Origin of the sequence: Pseudomonas sp. S5F11 (assembly GCF_019641515.1) — a bacterium.
In the GTDB taxonomy this organism is placed as follows: Bacteria; Pseudomonadota; Gammaproteobacteria; order Pseudomonadales; family Pseudomonadaceae; genus Aquipseudomonas; species Aquipseudomonas rhodesiae.
Genome location: NZ_JAIFJZ010000001.1, coordinates 1,985,374 through 2,006,155 on the forward strand (window position 1 = coordinate 1,985,374; position 20,782 = coordinate 2,006,155).

Sequence of the window (20,782 nt, forward strand, 5' to 3'; positions counted from 1 at the left end):
ATGACATCCGGCGTTGGTTTTACCTGCTCAGAAATCGTAACGCAGGCCCACATTCACACCATAAGGCTGCTTGATGTTCTTGCCGGTGCTGTGCTCCAGATCCGCATGCAACTTCAGGTTCTGCGACACGGACATCGCGACACCCGCACCTACCTTGAAACGCGAACCCGACAGGTCATTGTTGAACGCGTTATTGTTAACGGACACCTGGTTGCTCTGATCGAACTCATGGGCTATCGCCGCCTTCAGGTACGGCTGCAACACGCTGCCGCTTTCCAGTTGGATCGTCCGTCCGACGGTGGTGCCCAGCTCACCGATCACTGTGCTCGACCGGTCACCCTTGGCATCCAGGCCGTTGTCCAGCGTATAACTCTGGGCCTGGGTAATCACCGCATCCAGCTTGCCGTAAGGCTCGACGAAGTAATCGTCAGCCAGCTTGATGTGCCGACCCACTTCCGCCGAGGCGCCCACTGCGTTCTGCGTGTAGTTACCCTTGGCTTTCTTACCGTCGCTCATGGCCACGTTCGACTCGTTGTGCAAGCGGTTGAACTTGAGCACACCGTCGAAGTAGAAACCACTTTCGGCATCCAGCCAGGTGGCGTAACCGCCCACGTAGTAGCTGTTAATCGTGGCGCTGCTGCCACGGTTCAGATCCAGGTTCGAGTTACTGTGACCGACCATCCCACCGATAATCCACTGGCCGTCGCCCGCTTCGACAGGCGCGTCTACACCGATGGAGAAACCGCGTTGCGACTGGTTATACCCCAGGCCAGTCTTGTCGTTGGACACCTCATACCGATTGCCATAAGCGCGCGTCCACAGCCCCGCAGATTGGCCTTGGCTGAAACGCAACTCACCCATACGGGTACGCAGCGTAGTCGTCTCACCCAACAGCACGCTCGGTGCAGCGTTGAACAACGCCAATACGGAGTTGGTGCTTGGGCTGATCACTTTGCTCTCCGGGTCGAGCAGCCAATCCTTGCCTTCGTTTTCGTTGATCAGGCTGTAGGAATACGTACCGACATCCACACGATCACCGAGCAAACTGAACTGGGCACCGCCGTCCGCCGTGTGAACCACGTGCAGACGATCAGCGCTAAGCGGGTCGGCACCGCTGCTGGCGATCAGCAGTTTGTGCTCACCCGAGGAAGTGCCCGTAACGTTGAGGAAATCGCCAGTCAACGTGGAGAAATCCGCGGTCATATGGAACGTGCCGTTGCCCGACAGGTTAGCGACGTCCAATTGGTAGAACGTGCCGGACTCACCGAACTTGACGTTGCCGCCGCTCATGGAGAGGTCGCCTACCTGCTGGTGATCGACCATCACCCAGGTGGCATCGCTGTTGATTGCCAGCTTATCGACGTTCTCCAGGCGGCCGGTCAGGATCGAGCCGTTGTTGAGACCGACGCTGGCGGTGCCGCCGCTGTTGATCACATCGCCGTGCATGGTGGCGCTGTCCAGGTTCAGGTCCAGTGCGCTGCCGGTGCCGACTTGAACGTTGCCGGCCAGGGCGCTGCTGTTGACGCGCATGTTGGCCGAACCGCCATTCGTCAATTCCAGCATGTTGCCATTCCCACCCTGCAGGGTGGAGCCGTTATTGACATCGATCTCGACCACGCCAGGAGACTTCACCACAATAGCCGCGCCGCTCTCGCCAACCACAGCCGTCTGGTTGAACGTAAAGGACGCCGGGTTCGGTGCAGTCGGGTGCCGATAGACTTCAATACCATTGGTGGCGCCAGTGATGCGGCTCTGATTCGCGTTCAAGTTCCCATCAACGGCCAACAGGCCTTGCTCGCCGCCTATGACCTCACTGTTATTCAAAGTCAGTACGCTGGCGCCATTCAAGATAACGCCTTGGGTGGCGCCCTCGATCAGGGTATTGAAAACATCGGCCGTCGACCCCTGGGCACCTTGGCTCCCCACGATCAATCCGATAGAACGGTCACTGGAAATATGCGCATCACGGATGCTCGCATAACTGTCATAAAGTGAAACGCCCACTTCATTGCCGGCCTGTACCCGACCGCCATTCATTTCGAAGGTCGATTCGTTGGCAAGGACACTGACGATCGTGGCGCCATTGGAAATAAGTTTTGCATCACCGCTCAACTTATAGCGGTCTAACGGCGAACTGGCATCGATGGTCAGTTCATGGCCTGGAAAGACTTCCAGAGCAAGCGCTTTTGTGGCGGCGAGCGACAATGGCATCAATGCCAAAAACTTGATAGCAGTAGCGAGTCGAGTTGGAGTAAAAAATTTAATATGAGTCACGGAGAATTAACCTCTAGTCGGGTGACTGAACAAGCCAAGCGATTAAAGGCTTATCGCCCTGGGCTTTCAGTGGGGGCCTAGAGTACGGAGCCGAAGAGGAACTTCATGTAAGGCAAGTCTAAGGTCGCGTAGGATTATTCTTAATCTCGCTCTAGCTAAGCGCGCGCGATCAATACTTCAATTTCATCTCACGAAACCACGCTATCAGCCGCGTCCACACAAATGGGCAATTTCGTGCGTGGATCACACGCGAAGAACCGCTACCTAAAGGCTTTCGCCGCCAGGTAGCGGACAAGGCTCCTCAACGCGTTACATCAGTTACCACAGATGGTATTACCTGTCTGACGCCGAGTCATCAGCACAAAGGTGACGGGTGAATCGCCTTCAGTTACGCCATCCGCTTTTAGTACGTGATAGTAAGCTTCAATACGCCCGCTCACGACAGGCTGGATATAGACCGGGAACGGTACTGTAAAACGCTCGCCAGGATGGCCCGGATCAGTGTGGTCGTGGCTAACCGTCACGGGAGGGAAAGGCAGATCCACCGTTTTCTCGGCGGAGTAGAAATCATCCGGACCATAAACAACCCAATGAAGCGTTATCTGATCGCCCGCCTGCAAGTTCGCAGGGTCTCTGATTACGGTTTTGATCCCACCAACAATGTCCTGGTCGCAGGTAAGCGCAAACAAATCGTCGAAGGCCAGCGCGTCCGGGTACTCGATGCCATTCAGGTTATCTACGGCAAACGCGCGGACATGCACAAGGGTTTCCACTGAATCGACGAAGTTATCGTTCACCCCGTTATTGAGTGTGTACCAAGTGGGAATGTCTCCGTTGCCTGCCTGCTTGATCACCTCCGCAGGCACCGTAAGCATGAACTCGGGATTAGTCTCATCTGCCACAGTGACTAGGTAAGGCGGGTCGAAACAAGGGATGCCTTTCCACCACAGCTGAATAAGGTGCCCCGCCGTAGCCCCTGTATAGCGCGCAAACCGGGCGGTAGCGTCGCCGAAGTCGCCAGGGCCGATTTCATTGGTCAGGCCCCCGGATGAAGTCACTGTCACTGGACCCAGCTCGGGATTAACAGGACCCGGGTCTTCAGGCCGCCCGCCCGCCGAGGTCAAGTCCACATCCACCGTGATGGTTCCCGAAGGGCCGACAATTAATCCGCCGCTATGAATGTTGTAGAACACGTCTGCCACGTAGGGTGCGGTGAGACCTCCATCCCTAAGGTCCTCCCAAGGAATTTTTACCTTAAGCGGCCAGCTCAGATCTACAGTACCCACGATCAAAAAACTGTTGAATTCGATAAAAACCTGGTCTCCAGCCTGCGCATTGTCGTATTTGCGGATCCAGATCTCAGCACGATTCAATTGAGCGTCGGTCAGGTCGAGCGGTGCTGCAGGGCACTCTGGGTCTCGCAGGTTAGCGGGGAGGGCGCGCGTCACCAATGTGAACTCTCGCATAGCGCTCGGGTAGCTGGTTTGGTTACCGGCACGATCGGTGTAAACAAAGTTGATCTGTTTTAGCCCCCCCCCATCCGCAGCAAGCTGAGCGGTGGTCAGACTGACCTGTATCGGCGCAGTGGTACGCGGTAGATTTTCCAAAGTCAGTATGGGCGTATCACTGGGAAACTTTGTGAAGATCTCCAGTTTGTCGCCAACTTGTGGGTCCAAGCGACGCGGTACCTGGAAAGTCAGGCTACCGCCGTTATCGTCCACATCCTGTAACGTCACATAGTGGCCCACCCAACCCGGTAACGTCACCGCGCCTGGCCTAAGACCGGCATTAGCGTCTCGGCGGTCAATGGTCACTGAGGTAGGAAGAGCAGGGCCATCCGTCGTACCGCTGGAGGTAAATACTTCATAGCGTAGGCTTTTCAGCCCGTGTTCGCCGATCTTGTCTTCCGGTATCGAGAAGCGGTAGGGCCAGGTGTGCGCAGACAACGGCTTACTGAAAGGAATTCGAGAGCCATAAAGGACATTATTAATACGAATTTCCAATTCGTCGTCGCCAACAGGCAGGATTTCGTTCCACCTTGCGATTTCACATATAACGCCTTCAGCGTACAACTCCGCGATGTCCATTAGATTCGTTTGCCCGTCCGCCACGTCGGGCAATGCATTCACCACATGTAGCGCATCCAGCACCCGCGGTCCGCGAGGGGTTCGAGCCCATGGCGGCCGCACCAACAACGGAGAGTTCGGTGCTATCGTCAGTTTTTTTTTGCTCGTGGAGGTTGATCCAAGCGCTCGGGAGTTATTGGGTTTTGTCATGGCTGCTTACTCTCACATGGAATAGAGAATGGCTCGCTTCCAGACATCTAACTGGACCGAGTGACGAGTCTATTTAACCCCCCCTGTGCCAGGCGCGCACCTGTCAACCTTGACAGGTAAAGATGCGGAAACTGGGGGTATTCCTATAGGACTCACACGCTGGAAACGTGGCGTATTAGGCCCATGACAGGCGTTGGGCCGGCAGCACACTGTCAGCGGTAAACGCCGCTTGCGCGGTGCCACCATGCCGGCCAGTTCAAGCTGCTGCTCCCCCGAAGAGTGATCGAGCAAGGTATCCAACGACTAGAGTAAATCGGGTGCAAGCAATGTCGTGGGTCAGTTCCAGTGCTCGCGCAAGACGCAAAAAATCCGATGCCAGTACAGGCATCGGATTTCGATTTCTTGCGCCCAGGGTCAAGCGAGAGGGTTTGATTGATCGGCATCAGGCGTGAGCGCTTTTTTCAGTTTTCACTCACTCTGAGTAGGCCCGAGGCAAGTGCCACCACCTGGCCTTTTCAGATCAATGTAAATGAGCTTCTTGGCCGACAGACCCGTTGGCCCGGACGCTTTGAATAACCGATAGAAGACAACACCCGAACCCCAATCCGCGACCAGCCCAGGAAGGGTAAACAGCGGATTGAAGGGTTGTATCTGTACCTCAACCTGCTGAAGATCTCTGTGAGCATCAGACAACTCAACATGGAACGTAACACTCGTACCTGGGAAAGGATCTCCGCTACCATCTTTTGTGCGGTGGCTACTCCAATACACTTCAAGCCGGTCACCGACCTCAAAGTGGGTAGCATCCCACGGTATACCTATGAACACGCCTGTCCAGGGTTCCGGATGGGTATCACAAGCAACGAAATTGCGGTCGCTGTCATTCAGCAATACAGGCCTCACCAGGCCCTTGAGTGTATCAAGCTCCACTCGCACCAATTTGTCAGGACTGCGCTGGCGATTGACAGCGTTATCCGTCCAGTAATACACCGGTACTTGTCCTGACGCTGCTCGCATGATCAAAAGCCAAGGCACCCAAAAAACCACGGTTTGACCGGGAAGGTCACCGGGCTGAATCTCATATTCGTCCGCCAGCGCAGCCTCTCCGCCCCAGAACAGTTCCAACTTTTGCCCAGGTATTACGTCACCGTTCCATAGTCTCACCTCGACGCGAACAGGACCCGGGGCGTCCGCCTGGGTGACAACATCATCCCCTGTAACTCCCTTTACGACGACCAAAGGCAATTGGGTATTGATCGGATCAGGTCCTTGCGGGTCTGGTCCGGCCACACTGAAGTCCAGAATGTAAAAGCTATCAGGCGATGGCTTCGACGCGCTGCCGCGTTGAAACAGATAACGCACCCGCACGGGAATCGCCTGCTCAAACCCCTCGGCTGAAAGGATCTCCCACTTCACAGGTACACGGATGGGCCAGGCGTGGGCCACCCCAATTGTCACGACGGCAAGCGTATGGGTATTCCACCAAATGACGAGTGTGTCGTTCGGCTGCGCCCCGAAAATTTGTTCGATTTCGACAATAACGCCTGTACGAGCATCGTCCAGGTTTATAAGGCCGTCGTCTTCACCCAGGGGCACTTCAGCACGGGGAAGATCCGGCAACATTATGGTGCTGACTTCAATTTCGGTGGGCGCGGAGAACGGGCCGATATTACCTGCACGGTCGATCAGCCGATAAGAGGCGGACCTGAGGCCTGGCCCACTCTTACGAATAAAGTCTTCAGGGAAATGGATCAGAATCGGCGCACCCGCCACATGATTTGGCCCGATGATCAGCTTACCCACAAAATTGACGTTGGCTACCGCTCCCCAAAAGAACTCGACCTCATCTTCAAGGCGAATATCCGTCCAACGCTCGACTTCTGCCCCTATACCGTTGTTTGCCACCAGTTCATCGTCGGTGACAATGCCATCTGCCACTTCAGGGCCAAAAATCAACTCCGGACCTGGATTATTATTATTGGGTTCAGTCTTGTCGACGTTGATCATTGTGATAAACGAGGAAGTCGTCGTTAGCAACGGCGCACTCACCTGATATCTGAGCTGGCGTATACCGCCAGTACTTAACACGCTTGCCGGCAAGTACTCAACCAAAGGAAACACAGCATTGGGATCGTAAGGCCCCACGATTTCACGGCGATGAACTTCAAGGTTCTGCCAAAAATATACAACCGTTGTAGTCATGGCGACGTGAGAATAGTGGACTGGCCATACGTCTTCGATCGTCACCGCCAACGGTTGATTCTGGAGGTTCGAGTGAATCGTCCAAGCCGCCTCGTCCGGCAGTAATGGCAACGCTTCAGGCACTGTTGGCATCTGGAGGGTCTTGGCGGAACCCGAGCGCTTGCGCCCGGACACGTCGACATTTTTTGAGCCCATCGCCTCCGCATTTGAAGAAACTTTAGAATTAGACATTTCTACTCTCCTCAAGCATTGAACCAATGATTGACCACTGACAAGCGTGCTGGCATGTACCAGACCGACGAGGCCAGGGAGATTATTTAATGCTGATACAAGAAGGTCGGATACTGTCAGGAATAACAGGTACCCCTTGATGCATACACATCAAGAGGCCGCAGGTCATCACGCAAGCTTCGAGTTACGCGAGGCGCATGGTTAAGCCGGGCGGCGTACTCAGACAGGCGGCAACCGCCACTCAATTGGGGTTTCGCCGTTCTGCTCAAGGAACTTGTTAGCGCGACTGAAATGCCCACAACCAATAAACCCGCGATACGCCGACAGCGGCGACGGATGCACCGATGTCAGCACCAGATGCTTGGTGGCATCGATCAGCTTCTGCTTGCTCTGGGCGTGGGCGCCCCACAGCAGAAACACCAAGTGCGGCTGGTGCTCGCTGACCACTTCGATAATCCGGTCGGTAAAGAACTGCCAACCCTTGCCGGCATGGGCGTTGGCGTTGGCGCGCTCCACCGTCATGGTGGTGTTGAGCATCAGCACGCCCTGCTCGGCCCAGCTCTGTAGGTAGCCGTGGTTGGGAATGTCGATGTTCAGGTCGCGCTTGAGTTCTTTATAGATATTGACCAGCGACGGCGGCGCCGGCACCCCCGGCTGCACCGAGAAGCACAGGCCATGGGCCTGGCCGGGGCCGTGGTAAGGGTCTTGGCCGAGAATTACCACTTTTACTTTGTCCAGCGGCGTGGAGTTGAGGGCGTTGAAAATCAGCGGGCCAGGCGGGTAGATCTCTTTACCGGCGGCATGCTCCTGACGCAGGAATTCGCGCAGTAGGGCCATGTAGGGCTTGTCGAACTCATCGCGTAGGGCATGTTTCCAGCTGGGTTCGAGTTTGATGCGGTCGCCGTCGGTCATCGTTGAAGTGTCTTGTAAAAAAAGAATGAGGCGAACCGTAGGAAAGCCGCCCCCGCTTGTCAATTGATCTGACACACCACCGGCACTTTCCCACCAAAGGATCATACTGATTTTTCACTTTCTCGATTGAGGTCACGATGAATCTGCACTTCGAAGAACTCACCGGCAGCGGCGGTGCCCGTATCGGCATCGCCAGCCTGGACGCTGAAAAGTCGCTCAACGCCCTCTCCCTGCCGATGATCCTGGCCCTCGGCGACCGCCTGGAGGCCTGGGCCAAAGACCCGCAAATCGTCTGCGTGTTGCTGCGCGGCAATGGCGCCAAGGCGTTCTGTGCCGGTGGCGAGGTACGCAGCCTGGCCCAGGCGTGCCTTGAGCACCCGGGCGAAGTACCCGCCCTGGGCGCGCAGTTTTTTGCCGCCGAATATCGACTCGATTACCGTTTGCACACCTACCCCAAACCGCTGATCTGCTGGGGTCACGGTTATGTGCTGGGCGGCGGCATGGGCCTGCTGCAAAGCGCGGCGGTGCGCATCGTCACGCCCAGCAGCCGGCTGGCCATGCCGGAAATCAGCATCGGCCTGTACCCGGACGTGGGGGCCAGTTGGTTCCTGTCGCGCCTGCCGGGCAAACTCGGTTTGTTTCTGGGCCTGACCGGAGCGCATATCAATGGGCGTGACGCACTGGACCTGGGGCTGGCCGACCGTTTCCTACGGGACGACCAGCAAGACCAGCTGCTCCAGGGCCTATTGCAATTGAATTGGCAGGAACAGACCGCGATGCAGCTCAACAGCCTGCTCAAGGCCCTGGCCCAGGAGGCGCACGACCAGCAACCCGACGCGCAATGGCTGCCGCGGCGCGCGCAGATCGACGCTTGGCTGGACGTGGGCGATGTGCGCTGTGCGTGGCGGGCCTTGAGTGCTTTGCGCGAGCATGCCGACCCGCTGTTCAACCGCGCGGGCAAAACATTGAGTGAAGGTTGCCCGCTGACGGCGCACTTGGTGTGGGAGCAGATCCAGCGCGCGCGGCATTTGTCCCTGGCCCAGGTGTTCCAAATGGAATACACCCTCAGCCTCAATTGCTGCCGTCACCCGGAATTCGCCGAAGGCGTGCGTGCGCGGTTGATCGACAAGGATCAGACGCCTCATTGGCACTGGCCGGACATCAATACGATCCCGGACGCCGTGGTGCAGGCGCACTTCAACAAAGCGTGGGAGGGTAGGCACCCTCTGGCAGACCTTTCCGACTTTTGACAGCTCAGTGCTTGGAGCGGTCGATGGTGAAAGAGCAATTATCGGGCTGGCTGTCATCGCAGATATAGATGTCCTGGCCGAAGGGATCCTTGGCCAGGCGCCAATGCAGGCTGCTGGTCAGCGACACGCTGTCGACCTCCTCCGAGCCGCCATAGCGCAGCGCAATTACTTGATCGCCGTTGGTTCGGTAGATGCACTTCTCAACGTAGCCGTTTTCCCGCGCCTGCCCCTGGGTAGGAATGAACAATGCGCCCACGAACCCGCTGACGAAATCCAGTTGGGTAACCTTAGGCCCCTGCCACAAAAGCTGCCCATCGCGCGCCTGGAAACGCCCCTCTTTTAATTGAACGGAGGACGCGTACGGACACCCCTGCTTCGCGCTGGCGTGCATAACGCCGCAGATCATCACCACAAGCAGGCAGATTGTTCGCTTAACCACTGGACGCTCCATGCCTGACCGGCACTCTGATCCCTGTGAGTGAAATACATCTGGAGCGCGAAGGATACCTGTCAAATATGACAGTTCCGACAAACGGCAGACGAAAAAAAGCGGCGCTAGATGCGCCGCTCGATAGTGGGAAACTTACCAATGACCGCCGCGTCCGCCACCACGGTCGCCACGGTCGCCTCGACGGTCATGCCCACCGCGATCCCCCCAGCCCTGATTGGGATAAGGCCGGTAGCCGGCGCGCGGCCCGGACGGGTAGTAACGCGGCGCCGAGTAATAGCGCGGGGCCGGCTGGTAGTAGCGCGGCGCAGAGTAATAACGCGGTGCCGGTGCGTAGTAACGGGGCGCAGGGTAGTAATCACGCCGGTATTGATACACCGAGCCACCCCCGTAGTAGTACGTCGGCGCTGGTGAGGTATAGACCTCGGAACGGTAGTAGCTCTGGCCTCCCTCGTAATAGGGCACGCAAGCGGAAAGGGTCAGACCGAGTAAAGCGCTGAGCAGCATTCGTCGATACATGGCGGCCTCCTGGACCGCGAAAGAGCACCTTCAGCGACGCTGAGGGGCGGCATTCAGCTTTCACTGAATGACGAGATATCTGACATCAAAAACGGAATCTGGTGCGTTCCTGTAACAACTTGATACACCTAGGCCGCCTCTGATAAATGCCTATGGACGCTGCCCTTCCGCAGCTCGAATCCAATCTTGAGCTTTAACGTTTCAGTTAATTTTTGGATGTTGAAACTCTTCGCTTTACCATGATGTCACTATGATGTCGCGTGCAGCCAGGGAGGCTCTAGCGTGCATCCTTCGCTAACGTCCCCGGATTCGAACCATGAAAATTTCAACCAAGCTGCTGCTTTCGTTTTTACTGTGTGCGCTGGTCACCCTCGGGGTTGGCTTGCTGGGTATCAAGGGCGTGGTCAGGCTCTCCACGGCATTGGAACTCACGTTTTCCAACAACCTTGTATCAGTGAGCACCACGGCCGCCACCCTCAATGGGATCGTCGCGCACAATCGAGGCTTGTACCGCCTGATGGACGCCAGCCAAGGCGATGTGTCCCAGCAAGACCGCGACCGCGTACGCCAAGACATCGCCAACGAACTCAAGCGCAGCCAGGATGCCTACGCCACCTACCGCGCAACGCCACTGGCAGATGACGAACGGGCAGCGGGTGACAAACTGGATAAAGTGCTACCGAGCTATATCAGCAGTGCCGAACGCATTACAGCGATGCTCGACAGCGGCAAGATCGATCAGGCTCGGGCTGAACTCAACACCACCAACAACGAACTGTTCCGCCAGACCCGCGAGTTGATCCGCGTGATCATCGAGTCCAACAACCGCCAGATCAAAGAAGGCGCCATCGCCGCCGACGAGCTGCGCAACAGCGCCTTGACGTGGATGATCAGTGGCATCGTACTGGCGTTCATCATCGCCATCACCGTGGGCGTGCTGATCACCCGTCTGATCACCCGCCCCATTGCCCAAGCGGTGCAGAGCGCCCAACGCATTGCCAGCGGTGACCTGACCCACGCCATCCTCACCGAACGTACCGACGAAGCCGGGCAACTGTTGATGGCACTGTCGGACATGCAGGGCGGCCTGAAAAGCACCCTGATGGAAATCGCCAATGCTTCGGATCAACTGGCCTCGGCCGCCGAAGAACTGAGTGCGGTCACCGATGAAAGCACCCGTGGCCTGACCCGTCAGAATGACGAAATCCAACAGGCCGCCACTGCCGTCAACCAGATGACCGCCGCGGTGGACGAAGTGGCCGGCAATGCCGTGTCCACCTCCGAAGCCTCGCGCCAGGCCACCGCCGAAGCCGAAGACGGCCGCCAGCAGGTGGAGCAGGCGGTATCCGGCATGTCGTCGATGGTGGTGGAGATCAACGATTCGACGCAATCGGTCGTCGACCTGGCCAACCAGGTACGCGAGATCGGCAAGGTGATCGACGTGATCCGTAGCATCGCCGACCAGACCAACCTGCTGGCACTCAATGCTGCCATCGAGGCGGCGCGGGCCGGTGAGCAGGGTCGCGGCTTTGCGGTGGTTGCCGATGAGGTGCGGGCATTGGCCCATCGCACCCAGACCTCCACGGTCGACATCGAAAAAATGATCGGCGAAGTGCAGGTGGGCGCCGACGGCGCGGTGGCGGCAATGAACAAGAGCCTGACCTGGGCCAACAATACCCAGACCCTGGCGCAAAGTGCCGGTCAAGCGCTGCAACGCATTACCGCCAGCGTGGCCAAGATCAACGAACGCAACCTGGTCATCGCGTCCGCATCGGAAGAACAGGCCCAGGTGGCCCGTGAAGTGGATCGCAACCTGCTTAACATTCAGGACCTGTCCACTCAGACAGCCGCCGGTGCGCACCAGACCAACGCCTCCAGCCAGGACCTGTCGCGCTTGGCTACCTCGTTCAATGTGCTGGTCAGCAAGTTCCAGCTCTGAGTAGCCGAGGCAAGGTCGGCCCTGTATCGTGCAAGGCACGCCGGAATGGACCGGCTCCTTGCCCGATACCGCCCGAACCGACCGATGACCACGCCCACCCTCTGCCCCGCCTGCGGCGCTCGCAACGACTGCGCCCTGGCCGACCCTCGCCGCGTCGACCAAGCCTGCTGGTGCTACAGCGTCACCATCGATCCGGCGGTGCTGCAAGCCCTGCCGGACGCCCTGCGTAACCAAGCCTGCCTGTGCCCGCGCTGTGCCCAGGTCGACCAACAGTTGCGCGACGCCGAGCGATCCTGATGCGTGTCGATCGTTTCCTCAGCAACCTGCCGCGCTTCAATCGAAAACAAGTACGCCTGTTATTGGTGGAGCGGCGGATCCGGGTCGATGGCGTTGCCGTCAGCGATCCTCACCATGAAGTGCGCGAATTCAGCCGGGTATGCCTGGACGATGAGGTGCTGCAGGCGGGCAAGCCGGCGCGTTATTTCATGCTCCACAAACCCAGGGGCTGTGTGAGCGCGACGTTGGATCCTGAACACCCGACCGTACTCGATTGGCTCGATGAGCCGGATAAGGGCGAGCTGCATATTGCCGGGCGGCTGGACTTCAACACCACGGGCTTGCTGGTGATCACCAATGACGGCCAATGGTCGCGCCGGCTGACTCAACCGCAGACCAAGTTGCCCAAGGTGTACCGGGTCGAGACGCAACAGGACATCGGCCCCGAGTACGCGCCTACGTTCGCCGCAGGCTTGTACTTTGCCTTCGAAGACCTCACCACCCAACCCGCCGAACTGACGCTGCTGGGGCCGAGGACCGCGCGGTTGAGCATCGTCGAGGGCCGCTACCACCAGGTCAAACGCATGTTCGGACATTTCGCCAATAAAGTGATCGACCTGCATCGTGAGCGCATGGGCCCGCTGGTGCTGGACGCGACCCTTGCGCCGGGCGAGTACCGGGCATTGACCGACGCAGAAATCAGACAGGTCTGACGACCATTCAGCCGGCGACTGCAAAAACCTATTTGAGCGCCTTGCGGCATCCCGGGTCTGCTGCTTGAATCAAACCGTCAGCCGCAATATGACTGACGAGTCGCCTATAAATTCCAAGACCCACCTTGCCCTGCCCGCGCTTGATCCACGGGCCCTCCAGGCAAACCGCCCGCCATAACAACACCCGCCGGCCAGCCGTAATCGGACCGACATGGGCCTTCCTTTTCCAGGCGTATGCCTACCTGTCACAAAGCTCGTGCAGAGTGTTCTGCGCGCCCTACCCGCTTGCCAGGAGTCTTACGACATGAGGCCAGAAATCGCTGTGTTGGATATACAGGGTCAGTATCGGGTTTACACGGAGTTCTATCGCGCGGATGCCGCTGCAAAGACCATCATTCTGGTCAACGGCTCAATGGCCACCACGGCATCCTTCGCCCAAACCGTGAAGAGCCTGCACCCGCAATTCAATGTGGTGTTGTACGACCAGCCCTACGCCGGCCGTTCCAAACTCCATAACCGCCACGAGCATATGCTCACAAAGGACGTCGAAGGCCATATCCTGCTGGAGCTGATCGAGCACTTCGCCGCCGAACATGTGTTGTCGTTTTCCTGGGGCGGCGCCGCCACCCTGGTCGCCCTCTCCCAGCGCCCGCGCCGGGTGGAAAAAGCCGTGATCAGCTCATTCTCACCGGTGATCAATGCGCCCATGCGCGACTACCTGGAACGCGGCGTCGATTACCTGAGCAACCTCGACCGCGACCGTGTCGGCCACTTGGTCAACAGCACCATCGGCAAGCATCTGCCCTCGCTGTTCAAACGGTTCAACCACAAGCATGTGAGCAGCCTGGCCGAGCATGAATACGGGCAGATGCATTTCCACATCAGCCAAGTGCTCGACAGCGACCGGTTGTGCTACCTCAAGGCGGCCAAGCAGATCGACATTCCGGTGCTGTTCGTCAACGGCGAATGGGACGAATACACCAGCGCCGACGATGCCAGGCTATTCGGTCAATATGTGAAGAACAGCAGCTTCAGTAGCATCCAGGCCACCGGTCACTTTCTGGACATGGAACACAAAGCCGCGTGTCGGGACAGCCGTGACGCCGTGGTGGGTTTCTTGAAGCCGGAGCAGCGTATCAACCGGCCGCGCTACGACCGCGGCCAAACGCAACATGCGTTCGCACTCTGAACCGCAGAGGCCTTGCCGGCTCACCATGGCGAACACGTGCGGTCGCCATGGTGAGCCGGCAAGAAGCCGTTCGTCACCTCGACAGATGCACGCAACCTGCACATTTTCCAAAGAAAAACTTCAAATCCCAGCGCGCATCTGGTACAAAGTCAGCCGCTCTGAGCGGGTGTCGTATAATGGCATTACTCCAGCTTCCCAAGCTGATAACGAGGGTTCGATTCCCTTCACCCGCTCCACTCAGATTCGCTCCCCGTCACGCCGTTGCTGACGGGGGTGCATAAGAAAACCGGCCCTTGGTGGCCGGTTTTTTTATGGGCGAAATTCAGTGATACCACCCGATCTTGCGACCTTTACGCATCACGACGCAGCGCAAACCTGTACAAATCAATTATTTTGTACAAGTATCAATGGCGATAGGGGCACTTCGCCTCGCACGATCACGGAGCCCCGCCATGGTGCGTCTACTGGTTTCTCTATTGCTGGTCGCAAGTCTGTGCAGTTGCACGGGCGTGGGGGTGGATCACTATGCCGATCAGCAACCCAAGCTGGATCTGGAGCGTTTTTTCAGCAAGCCGGTCAAGGCCTGGGGCATTTTCGAGAAGCGTTCCGGCGAGGTAGCCAAGCGCTTTGAAGTGCAGATCGACAGCCGGCGCGAGGGCAACCAGCTGATTCTCGACGAGCATTTCGTGTACAGCGATGGCACTCGCCAACGTCGCGTATGGACGCTCACCCCGGACGGCCCCGGGCGCTGGCGTGGGCGCGCCGGCGATGTGGTCGGCGAGGCGATCGGTGAGGTGGCGGGCAACGCGTTGCGCTGGCGCTATCGGCTCAACTTGCCGGTGGACGGTTCGGTGTACGAAGTCAGCTTCGACGACTGGATGTACCTGATGGACGAAGACACCCTGATCAACCGCTCCAGCATGTCCAAGTTCGGCGTGGAATGGGGCCAGGTCACGCTGTTTTTCCGTCGCCAATAAACGGGTTTTTCAGCCTGCCTGGCAGGCGTGGGGATGAATGATGAATATGCAAATGCTGTCGGATGTGGCTGCAAAAGGCGAAGTCCGCGAACTGGAATTGCTGTCGCTGGAGGGCGGTTTCTATGTGGCACGCATCAGGCTGGTTCACGGCGAGATGACGTTGTTGGGCGAGGACGGCCAGCCTTTGCGTATCCGCTCCACCACACACTTGCGCGACCTGCTGCAAGGCGTGGCACCCTTCCCCTGCGTGCTGGTGCAACAGTGCGCCCATGACGAAATGTGCGGGGTACGCGATGGGCCCATCGAAGCGTTGCGCGTGCCGTTTTCCCTGGAGGCGACCTTTTAGCAGCGGTAAATCACGTTCGGAAAAATCTGGATGCGCTGAAAGATTCCGGTAAGGATGATGCGACCCCTGCCCCCGGAAGCAAGATGACCGCCATGCCTGAATACCCACAAACCACGCCCAAGCCCATCCTGCATCAGGTGGTGGGCTGGGTGGTGGTGCTGCCCCTGCTGGTTTCGTTCCTGAGGTTGCCGGTGCCGTTTGGGTTGCTACTGGTGTTGGCCTCCCTTGCTGGGTCGGTGTACGGCGTACGATTTGCCAAGCGCCACGCCAGCCGGCGCGTCAGCCTGTTTGCGCTGGTCGTCACTGTGCTTAATACCCTCTCACTGTTTGCCGTAGGGCAACCGACGATAGTGAAGGTGCCGTTTCTGATCGCCTGGTGGTACGTAGCCCCCAATTACTCCAGCTGGGTGTATTGGAATTTCTAGAGGGGCGCAAAATTCGAGCGCAAGAAACGTAGTGCCCACTTAGTCTGTTGGCGCTAGTGTTGGGATGCGCCGTTAAACTGTCGCCCTCCCAGGAGTTCGCCTATGTCCTACGACTACATGCTCATGCCCTCCCCCGTCGGCCAGCTCACCCTGGTGGCCCGCCACGACAAGCTCAGTGCCATTTTGTGGGAAACCGAACGCGCCAATCGGGTTCGACTCGGCGAGTTACGCGCTGCTGACGACAACCCGGTGCTGTTGGAAACCGAGCGTCAGTTGATGGAGTACTTCGCGGGCCGGCGCGATAGGTTCGAGCTGGAACTGGAGTTCACCGGCACCGACTTCCAGAAGCAGGTGTGGCGAGCGCTGTTGACCATCCCTTTCGGCGAAACCCGCAGCTACAGCCAGATCGCGCAGCAAATCGGCAACCCAAGCGCGGTACGCGCCGTGGGCGCGGCCAATGGTCGGAACCCCATTTCGATCATCGCCCCCTGCCATCGCGTCATCGGTGCGTCAGGCGGTTTGACCGGGTTTGCCGGTGGGCTGGAGGCCAAGCAGTATCTGTTGGCCCTTGAGGATCGCGGCCAGACGAAAATGGGCTTCTGATCAGGCGGGCAAGATGGGCCCGCGGACAAAAGCCTTGCAGTTGTATAACGGTTCGAACCCCAACTTTCGATACACCGAGCTGCCACTCGCTGTAGCCTCCAGAAAGAACGTTAAACGGGCTTGATTTTTGCGCGGTGAAATAGGCGCAGGTATCGGCACTGAAGCGCCGATGCAGCAGGCATAACAGCGCAAAAAATAATCTTCGGTGCGGCGATAGAGAGTGTGCAGGTCACAAGAGGCATTGAGGCGCATGGGGCATGTCCGGTGGAAAAGCCCAGTCTTGAGTGCCTGGCAGCAGGGGACCGTAGGCCCACTCCGAAAACATGTCGGACAAGCATTCCGCTGCATTCAATCGCAAAATTGTAAAAATAAATTTTAGAGCGCGACTGCGGTCAGAATTTCATCACCTGTATTTTTTAAGGAACCCGGTCATGAAATTCTCTGCAGTCTCCCAATCTCTGTCTCGCTGGGCGGGCAGCGCGCGCACGTTCTACGCGGCAGTCGCGTTGATCGGCCTATGGAGCCTGAGCGGGCCGTATTTTCATTACAACGACACCTGGCAACTGATCATCAACACATCGACCACCATCATCACGTTCCTGATGGTGTTCCTGATTCAGAACACGCAAAACCGCGATAACGACATCCTGCATATCAAGATTGACGAACTGCTGCGGGTGACCAAGGACGCGCAGAATGCCGTACTGAGCCTGGATGGCCTTGACCGCAAGGAACTGGAAAAACTGCGCCAGGAATACCGCAGCATCGGCAAAACGGCCTCGATGAATCTCAACAGCAGCTGCGGGCATGCCGCCGACGATGCGGCGCCGAGTAAAACCGACCTGAATCAGGCATAAAAAAACGGCGGCTGGATGTGATGCAGCCGCCGTTTTTCGGTTCAGGCGTAGGGTTCAACCATCGCCTTGATGACCTTTGCCATAGGTCGAGGCCAGCGCGCGGGCCTTTTGCAGACGCTCTTCCAAGCGTGGCAACGTTTCATCCACCAGCGCTTTTATTTCCGGTACATCCGAGGCGGCACCTTCTTGCTTGAACAGCGCGATGGCCTCTTCGTTCTCCTTGACCTGCTGGGCCGTGTAGGCGGCATCGAAAGAGTCGCCGTCCTTGAGTTCGGGCATCAAGGTCTCGGCTTTATCCACGATCTGTTCGCGCGGGGCCACAGGCAGATCGAGCTTCTTGGCAATCGCCGCCAGGTGCTGATTGGCCAGGGTGCGCTCGTTGATGACTTCGATGGTGTAGTCCTTGATTTCCTGGGACGAGGTTTTGGCGTGGGCCATGCGACTGGTTTCGATATCGGCCATGCCCTTGGCCGACGCCTTCTCGATGAATTCGGCAGGAGACTGGGCGAAAGCACTGCTGGCGCCGAGGCCCAGCAGCATCGCGAAACTGGCGGTGCGTAACCGGATAGCCATGCGGCTCATGATGGGTTCCTCCAGAGCAAAAATTAGGGCGGGGCACAGGCCCTGCCCTGAATTCGAATTTTCACAGGAGTAAAGGTTTAGAAAAAACTTACCAGTGCGACGAACGGTCATCGGCTCGTCAGGCCGCTTTGCTGCCAAACAAGCCGGGCAAAGCATGGGCCAGGGCGTTAATGGCGAAGCCGATAAACATCACGCCACAGAGACGGGTGATAAGGATTTCATGGCGCTGGTACAGGGTGCGCACCCGCTGAGCGCCGACCACGCCGACCAGAATCCCATAAGCCAGCAACCCGCCGATAAAACTCAACACGATCAACCACGGCAGCATCGACCAGGTCAGCAGCTCGGCACGGCTGGACAACAACGCAGTAAAGGTGGCCACCGCCACCGGGTAGGCCTTGGGGTTGGTCAAGCCGAACAGAATGCCGTGCCAGAACGGATGCCGCGCCGCGCCCTCGGGAGCATCGCTGCTGCGACGCTGGGTGCGTATCGCGCGCCAGCCCAGCCAGAACAAATACGCACCGCTGAGCACGCCCAGCACATCGAACGCGCTGCTGCCCACCTCCCGCGCACCGACGATGGCAATCAACGCAGTGCTGCACCACACCACGTCCCCCAGCAAATGCCCGCACAAAAAACCCGCCCCGGCCCGCCGACCACGGGCGGCACCGATGCCGAACACGGCCAGTACACCGGGGCCAGGGGTAATCCCGTAGATAAAACCCGAAGCAAGCACAGCGAGCAGCAAGGAAGGGGTCATGGCGCGACTCTGATCAGTGAAGGGTGCAAGGATTTTGCACGTTCCGGCCTTACGGGTAAAACGTCATGCCGGTATAAGGCCGCGTGCGACAGGCTCGCAGGCGCGACGCCAGATCGCCGACGTGGACTTCGAGCTTATGGCCGTCCGGGTCGAGAAAATAGAACGAGGCGCCCTCGCTGCGGTTATCGCGCCATTCCTGCACGCCGGCGGTACGCAGACGCTCGACCAGCGCGGTGAACCCCTGAGGCTCAGCCGAGAACGCGTAATGCGTGTAGTCCGCAGCCGGCTCCGACCCGCATGAGCTGTCGAGGGACAGGCACAACCACAACCCCGGCAATGATAAATACGCGCCATTATCCCACGTGGCTTCAAGCTGAAGCCCCAGCACATCATGGTAGAAATTGACGCTGCGCGGCACGTCGGTGACGGCCAGAGTCAGGTGGTTGAAGCCAGAAAGCATGATATTTCCTCGGCGCAATAGCTTGAGCAAGATCCAACAGTGCGAGCGCAGATTATGAAACGAGCGGATCTCGACCCACCACCGCTTGTATACGCCCAATCAGCCATTGCAGCCCCGTATCCCCACCCCGCCGCGCATGCCAGGCCAGTTCGAAGGCAAACGATGGAATAGCGAACGGCGGTGGCAGAGTGAGCAATTGCCGATGATCAACGTTCTGCACGCCACGGGCGGACACCGTCAGGATCAGGTCCGTGCCCAGGATCAACTGTGGCGCCACGCCCCAGTGCGGCAGGCTGATCGCCACGTGTCGGCGCTGGCGGATCGCCCTCAGCGCCCGCTCGATTTCCGGGGTGCCGCTGCCGCGCATTTCCAGCAGCACGTGGGGGCGTGCCAGGTAAGTGGGCAGGTCGAGCGTGGCGTTGTCCGGTAGGCTGTCGCGATCGATCAGGCAGGTGTAGTGCTCATCGAACAGCGCCGTGGTGCGCAGTTCCCTAGGGATATCGGGGAACACACCGGCGGCCAGGTCGAGGTCGCCGTTGAGTATGCCGTCGACCATGCCTTCGCGGCTGGTTTGCACGATTTGCAGGTCGATACCGGGCGCTTCGCGGCGCAAAGTGCGCACCAGGCTCGGTAGGAAAATCGCCGCGCTGTAGTCCGACATCGCCACACGAAACCGGCGCTTGGCCGATGCCGGGTCAAATTGATTCGGTGCCAGCAGCGCCTGCACCTGTGCCAAGGCTTCGGCCAGCGGCGTAGCCAGCTCAAGGGCCCGGGCCGTGGGCACCAGTGTGCCGCCTTGGCGCACCAGCAACGGGTCATCCAGTACATCGCGCAAACGCGCCAGCGCATGGCTGACCGCCGGCTGGCTCAGGTGCAGGCGCTCGGCGGCGCGGGTGACGTGCTGCTCAGTGAGCAACGCGTCGAGGATCACCAGCAGATTGAGGTCGATGCGACGCAGATCATTCATCAGCTGCATGCTTATCATAAGAACTTGGAATTTAAATTTGCTTGACGAATACCCTAGAGTCCAGCGAAACCATTCAGGAGATTCGAGATGACCCCTTTGCATTGGCTTGGGCTGATAGTGCTGGCCGTGATCGCCGGCGCGGTGGTGCCATTTCAGAGCGCGATCAACGCCAACCTCGGGCGCGGCCTCGGCCACCCGCTGTGGGCCACGCTGGCCTCGCTGCTGGTGAGCATTGTGGTGCTGCTGCCGGTGATGTTGGCGCTGCGCCTGCCGTTGCCGAGCCTGGCCTTTATCACCCAGGCGCCCCTGTGGATGTGGGCCGGTGGTGCCTTTGGTGTGTGTTTTATTTCCCTGGCGCTGATGCTGCTGCCCAAATTGGGCGCGTCGGGGTTTGTCGCGCTGGCGTTGGCCGGGCAGATGCTGGCCTCGCTGATGCTCGACCACTTCGGCCTGTTCGGTCTGGCAGAGCGTCAACTGACAACGCCCCGGGTGGTCGGGGCGTTGTTGCTGATGGGGGGCGTGGCGTTGATTCAGTTCGGCGGCGCGCCAGCCAAAGCGCTGGCGTCCGCGTGAACC

Annotated in this window: 21 protein-coding genes and 1 tRNA gene; 12 read left to right on the forward strand and 10 right to left on the reverse strand. The window is 58.6% G+C overall.

The features are described from left to right. Window positions 1-27: 27 nt before the first annotated feature. The 4 genes from K1567_RS08780 to ung all read right to left on the reverse strand — a co-directional run bounded on the left by K1567_RS08780 (window position 28) and on the right by ung (window position 7,895). Complete coding sequence (locus tag K1567_RS08780) at window positions 28-2,211, reverse strand: autotransporter outer membrane beta-barrel domain-containing protein (protein ID WP_080758691.1); 2,184 nt, start codon at window positions 2,209-2,211, stop codon at window positions 28-30. 377 nt (window positions 2,212-2,588) lie between these two features. Beyond that, a complete protein-coding gene (locus tag K1567_RS08785) occupies window positions 2,589-4,424 on the reverse strand; it encodes a hypothetical protein (protein WP_144419311.1) in 1,836 nt (611 codons plus the stop codon). Between the two features lie 594 nt (window positions 4,425-5,018). Then, entirely contained in the window at window positions 5,019-6,983 is a 1,965-nt protein-coding gene (locus K1567_RS08790) for a hypothetical protein (protein ID WP_220698378.1), read from the reverse strand. A gap of 219 nt (window positions 6,984-7,202) precedes the next feature. After that, window positions 7,203-7,895 carry a uracil-DNA glycosylase gene (ung, locus tag K1567_RS08795; RefSeq protein WP_220698379.1) on the reverse strand — a complete coding sequence of 231 codons (693 nt, stop codon included), beginning with the start codon at window positions 7,893-7,895 and terminating at the stop codon, window positions 7,203-7,205. Between the two features lie 137 nt (window positions 7,896-8,032). Between ung and K1567_RS08800 the strand changes: the two genes are divergently transcribed. Continuing rightward, window positions 8,033-9,145 carry an enoyl-CoA hydratase/isomerase family protein gene (locus tag K1567_RS08800; RefSeq protein WP_034096375.1) on the forward strand — a complete coding sequence of 371 codons (1,113 nt, stop codon included), beginning with the start codon at window positions 8,033-8,035 and terminating at the stop codon, window positions 9,143-9,145. Between the two features lie 4 nt (window positions 9,146-9,149). Here the strand turns inward: K1567_RS08800 and K1567_RS08805 are convergent, their stop codons facing one another. Beyond that, entirely contained in the window at window positions 9,150-9,584 is a 435-nt protein-coding gene (locus K1567_RS08805) for a DUF3757 domain-containing protein (RefSeq protein WP_034096374.1), read from the reverse strand. A gap of 144 nt (window positions 9,585-9,728) precedes the next feature. Then, a complete protein-coding gene (locus tag K1567_RS08810; protein ID WP_034137340.1) occupies window positions 9,729-10,112 on the reverse strand; it encodes a hypothetical protein in 384 nt (127 codons plus the stop codon). Between the two features lie 316 nt (window positions 10,113-10,428). Between K1567_RS08810 and K1567_RS08815 the strand changes: the two genes are divergently transcribed. The 10 genes from K1567_RS08815 to K1567_RS08860 all read left to right on the forward strand — a co-directional run bounded on the left by K1567_RS08815 (window position 10,429) and on the right by K1567_RS08860 (window position 17,437). Beyond that, window positions 10,429-12,051: a methyl-accepting chemotaxis protein gene (locus K1567_RS08815; RefSeq protein ID WP_220698380.1), complete on the forward strand. Its 1,623-nt coding sequence runs from the start codon at window positions 10,429-10,431 to the stop codon at window positions 12,049-12,051. A gap of 84 nt (window positions 12,052-12,135) precedes the next feature. After that, window positions 12,136-12,348: a cysteine-rich CWC family protein gene (locus K1567_RS08820; RefSeq protein ID WP_034096371.1), complete on the forward strand. Its 213-nt coding sequence runs from the start codon at window positions 12,136-12,138 to the stop codon at window positions 12,346-12,348. Then, a complete protein-coding gene (locus tag K1567_RS08825; protein ID WP_220698381.1) occupies window positions 12,348-13,040 on the forward strand; it encodes a 16S rRNA pseudouridine(516) synthase in 693 nt (230 codons plus the stop codon). The genes K1567_RS08820 and K1567_RS08825 overlap by 1 nt, the downstream gene beginning before the upstream one ends. Window positions 13,041-13,344: 304 nt before the next feature. Further along, the gene (locus K1567_RS08830; protein WP_034096369.1) at window positions 13,345-14,229 is read left to right on the forward strand and encodes an alpha/beta fold hydrolase; all 885 of its coding nucleotides are present in this window, start codon (window positions 13,345-13,347) and stop codon (window positions 14,227-14,229) included. 162 nt (window positions 14,230-14,391) lie between these two features. Next, a tRNA-Gly gene (locus tag K1567_RS08835) sits at window positions 14,392-14,465 on the forward strand. 216 nt (window positions 14,466-14,681) lie between these two features. Beyond that, window positions 14,682-15,206 carry a DUF3833 domain-containing protein gene (locus tag K1567_RS08840; protein WP_220698382.1) on the forward strand — a complete coding sequence of 175 codons (525 nt, stop codon included), beginning with the start codon at window positions 14,682-14,684 and terminating at the stop codon, window positions 15,204-15,206. Window positions 15,207-15,246: 40 nt separating this feature from the next. Continuing rightward, the gene (locus K1567_RS08845; RefSeq protein ID WP_034096782.1) at window positions 15,247-15,552 is read left to right on the forward strand and encodes a DUF6482 family protein; all 306 of its coding nucleotides are present in this window, start codon (window positions 15,247-15,249) and stop codon (window positions 15,550-15,552) included. Window positions 15,553-15,635: 83 nt separating this feature from the next. Continuing rightward, complete coding sequence (locus K1567_RS08850) at window positions 15,636-15,977, forward strand: hypothetical protein (protein WP_309475191.1); 342 nt, start codon at window positions 15,636-15,638, stop codon at window positions 15,975-15,977. A 102-nt stretch (window positions 15,978-16,079) separates the two neighbouring features. Further along, a complete protein-coding gene (locus tag K1567_RS08855; protein ID WP_220698383.1) occupies window positions 16,080-16,580 on the forward strand; it encodes a methylated-DNA--[protein]-cysteine S-methyltransferase in 501 nt (166 codons plus the stop codon). Between the two features lie 431 nt (window positions 16,581-17,011). After that, window positions 17,012-17,437, forward strand: a complete 426-nt coding sequence (locus K1567_RS08860; protein ID WP_034096366.1) for a low affinity iron permease family protein — start codon at window positions 17,012-17,014, stop codon at window positions 17,435-17,437. A 54-nt stretch (window positions 17,438-17,491) separates the two neighbouring features. On the opposite strand, the gene K1567_RS08865 is transcribed toward K1567_RS08860, so the two are convergent. The 4 genes from K1567_RS08865 to K1567_RS08880 form a co-directional block, all read right to left on the reverse strand. Continuing rightward, complete coding sequence (locus K1567_RS08865; RefSeq protein WP_034137333.1) at window positions 17,492-18,019, reverse strand: DUF4142 domain-containing protein; 528 nt, start codon at window positions 18,017-18,019, stop codon at window positions 17,492-17,494. Window positions 18,020-18,137: 118 nt separating this feature from the next. Further along, entirely contained in the window at window positions 18,138-18,779 is a 642-nt protein-coding gene (locus K1567_RS08870; protein WP_040267566.1) for a LysE family translocator, read from the reverse strand. A 49-nt stretch (window positions 18,780-18,828) separates the two neighbouring features. After that, window positions 18,829-19,239, reverse strand: a complete 411-nt coding sequence (gene fos / locus K1567_RS08875; RefSeq protein WP_220698384.1) for a fosfomycin resistance glutathione transferase — start codon at window positions 19,237-19,239, stop codon at window positions 18,829-18,831. Between the two features lie 52 nt (window positions 19,240-19,291). Continuing rightward, window positions 19,292-20,215, reverse strand: coding sequence for a LysR substrate-binding domain-containing protein (locus K1567_RS08880; protein WP_376753341.1), 924 nt, complete (start codon window positions 20,213-20,215; stop codon window positions 19,292-19,294). A gap of 78 nt (window positions 20,216-20,293) precedes the next feature. On the opposite strand from K1567_RS08880, the gene K1567_RS08885 reads away from it, so the two are divergent. After that, window positions 20,294-20,779: a DMT family transporter gene (locus tag K1567_RS08885; RefSeq protein WP_040267561.1), complete on the forward strand. Its 486-nt coding sequence runs from the start codon at window positions 20,294-20,296 to the stop codon at window positions 20,777-20,779. The last annotated feature ends 3 nt before the right edge of the window (window positions 20,780-20,782 follow it).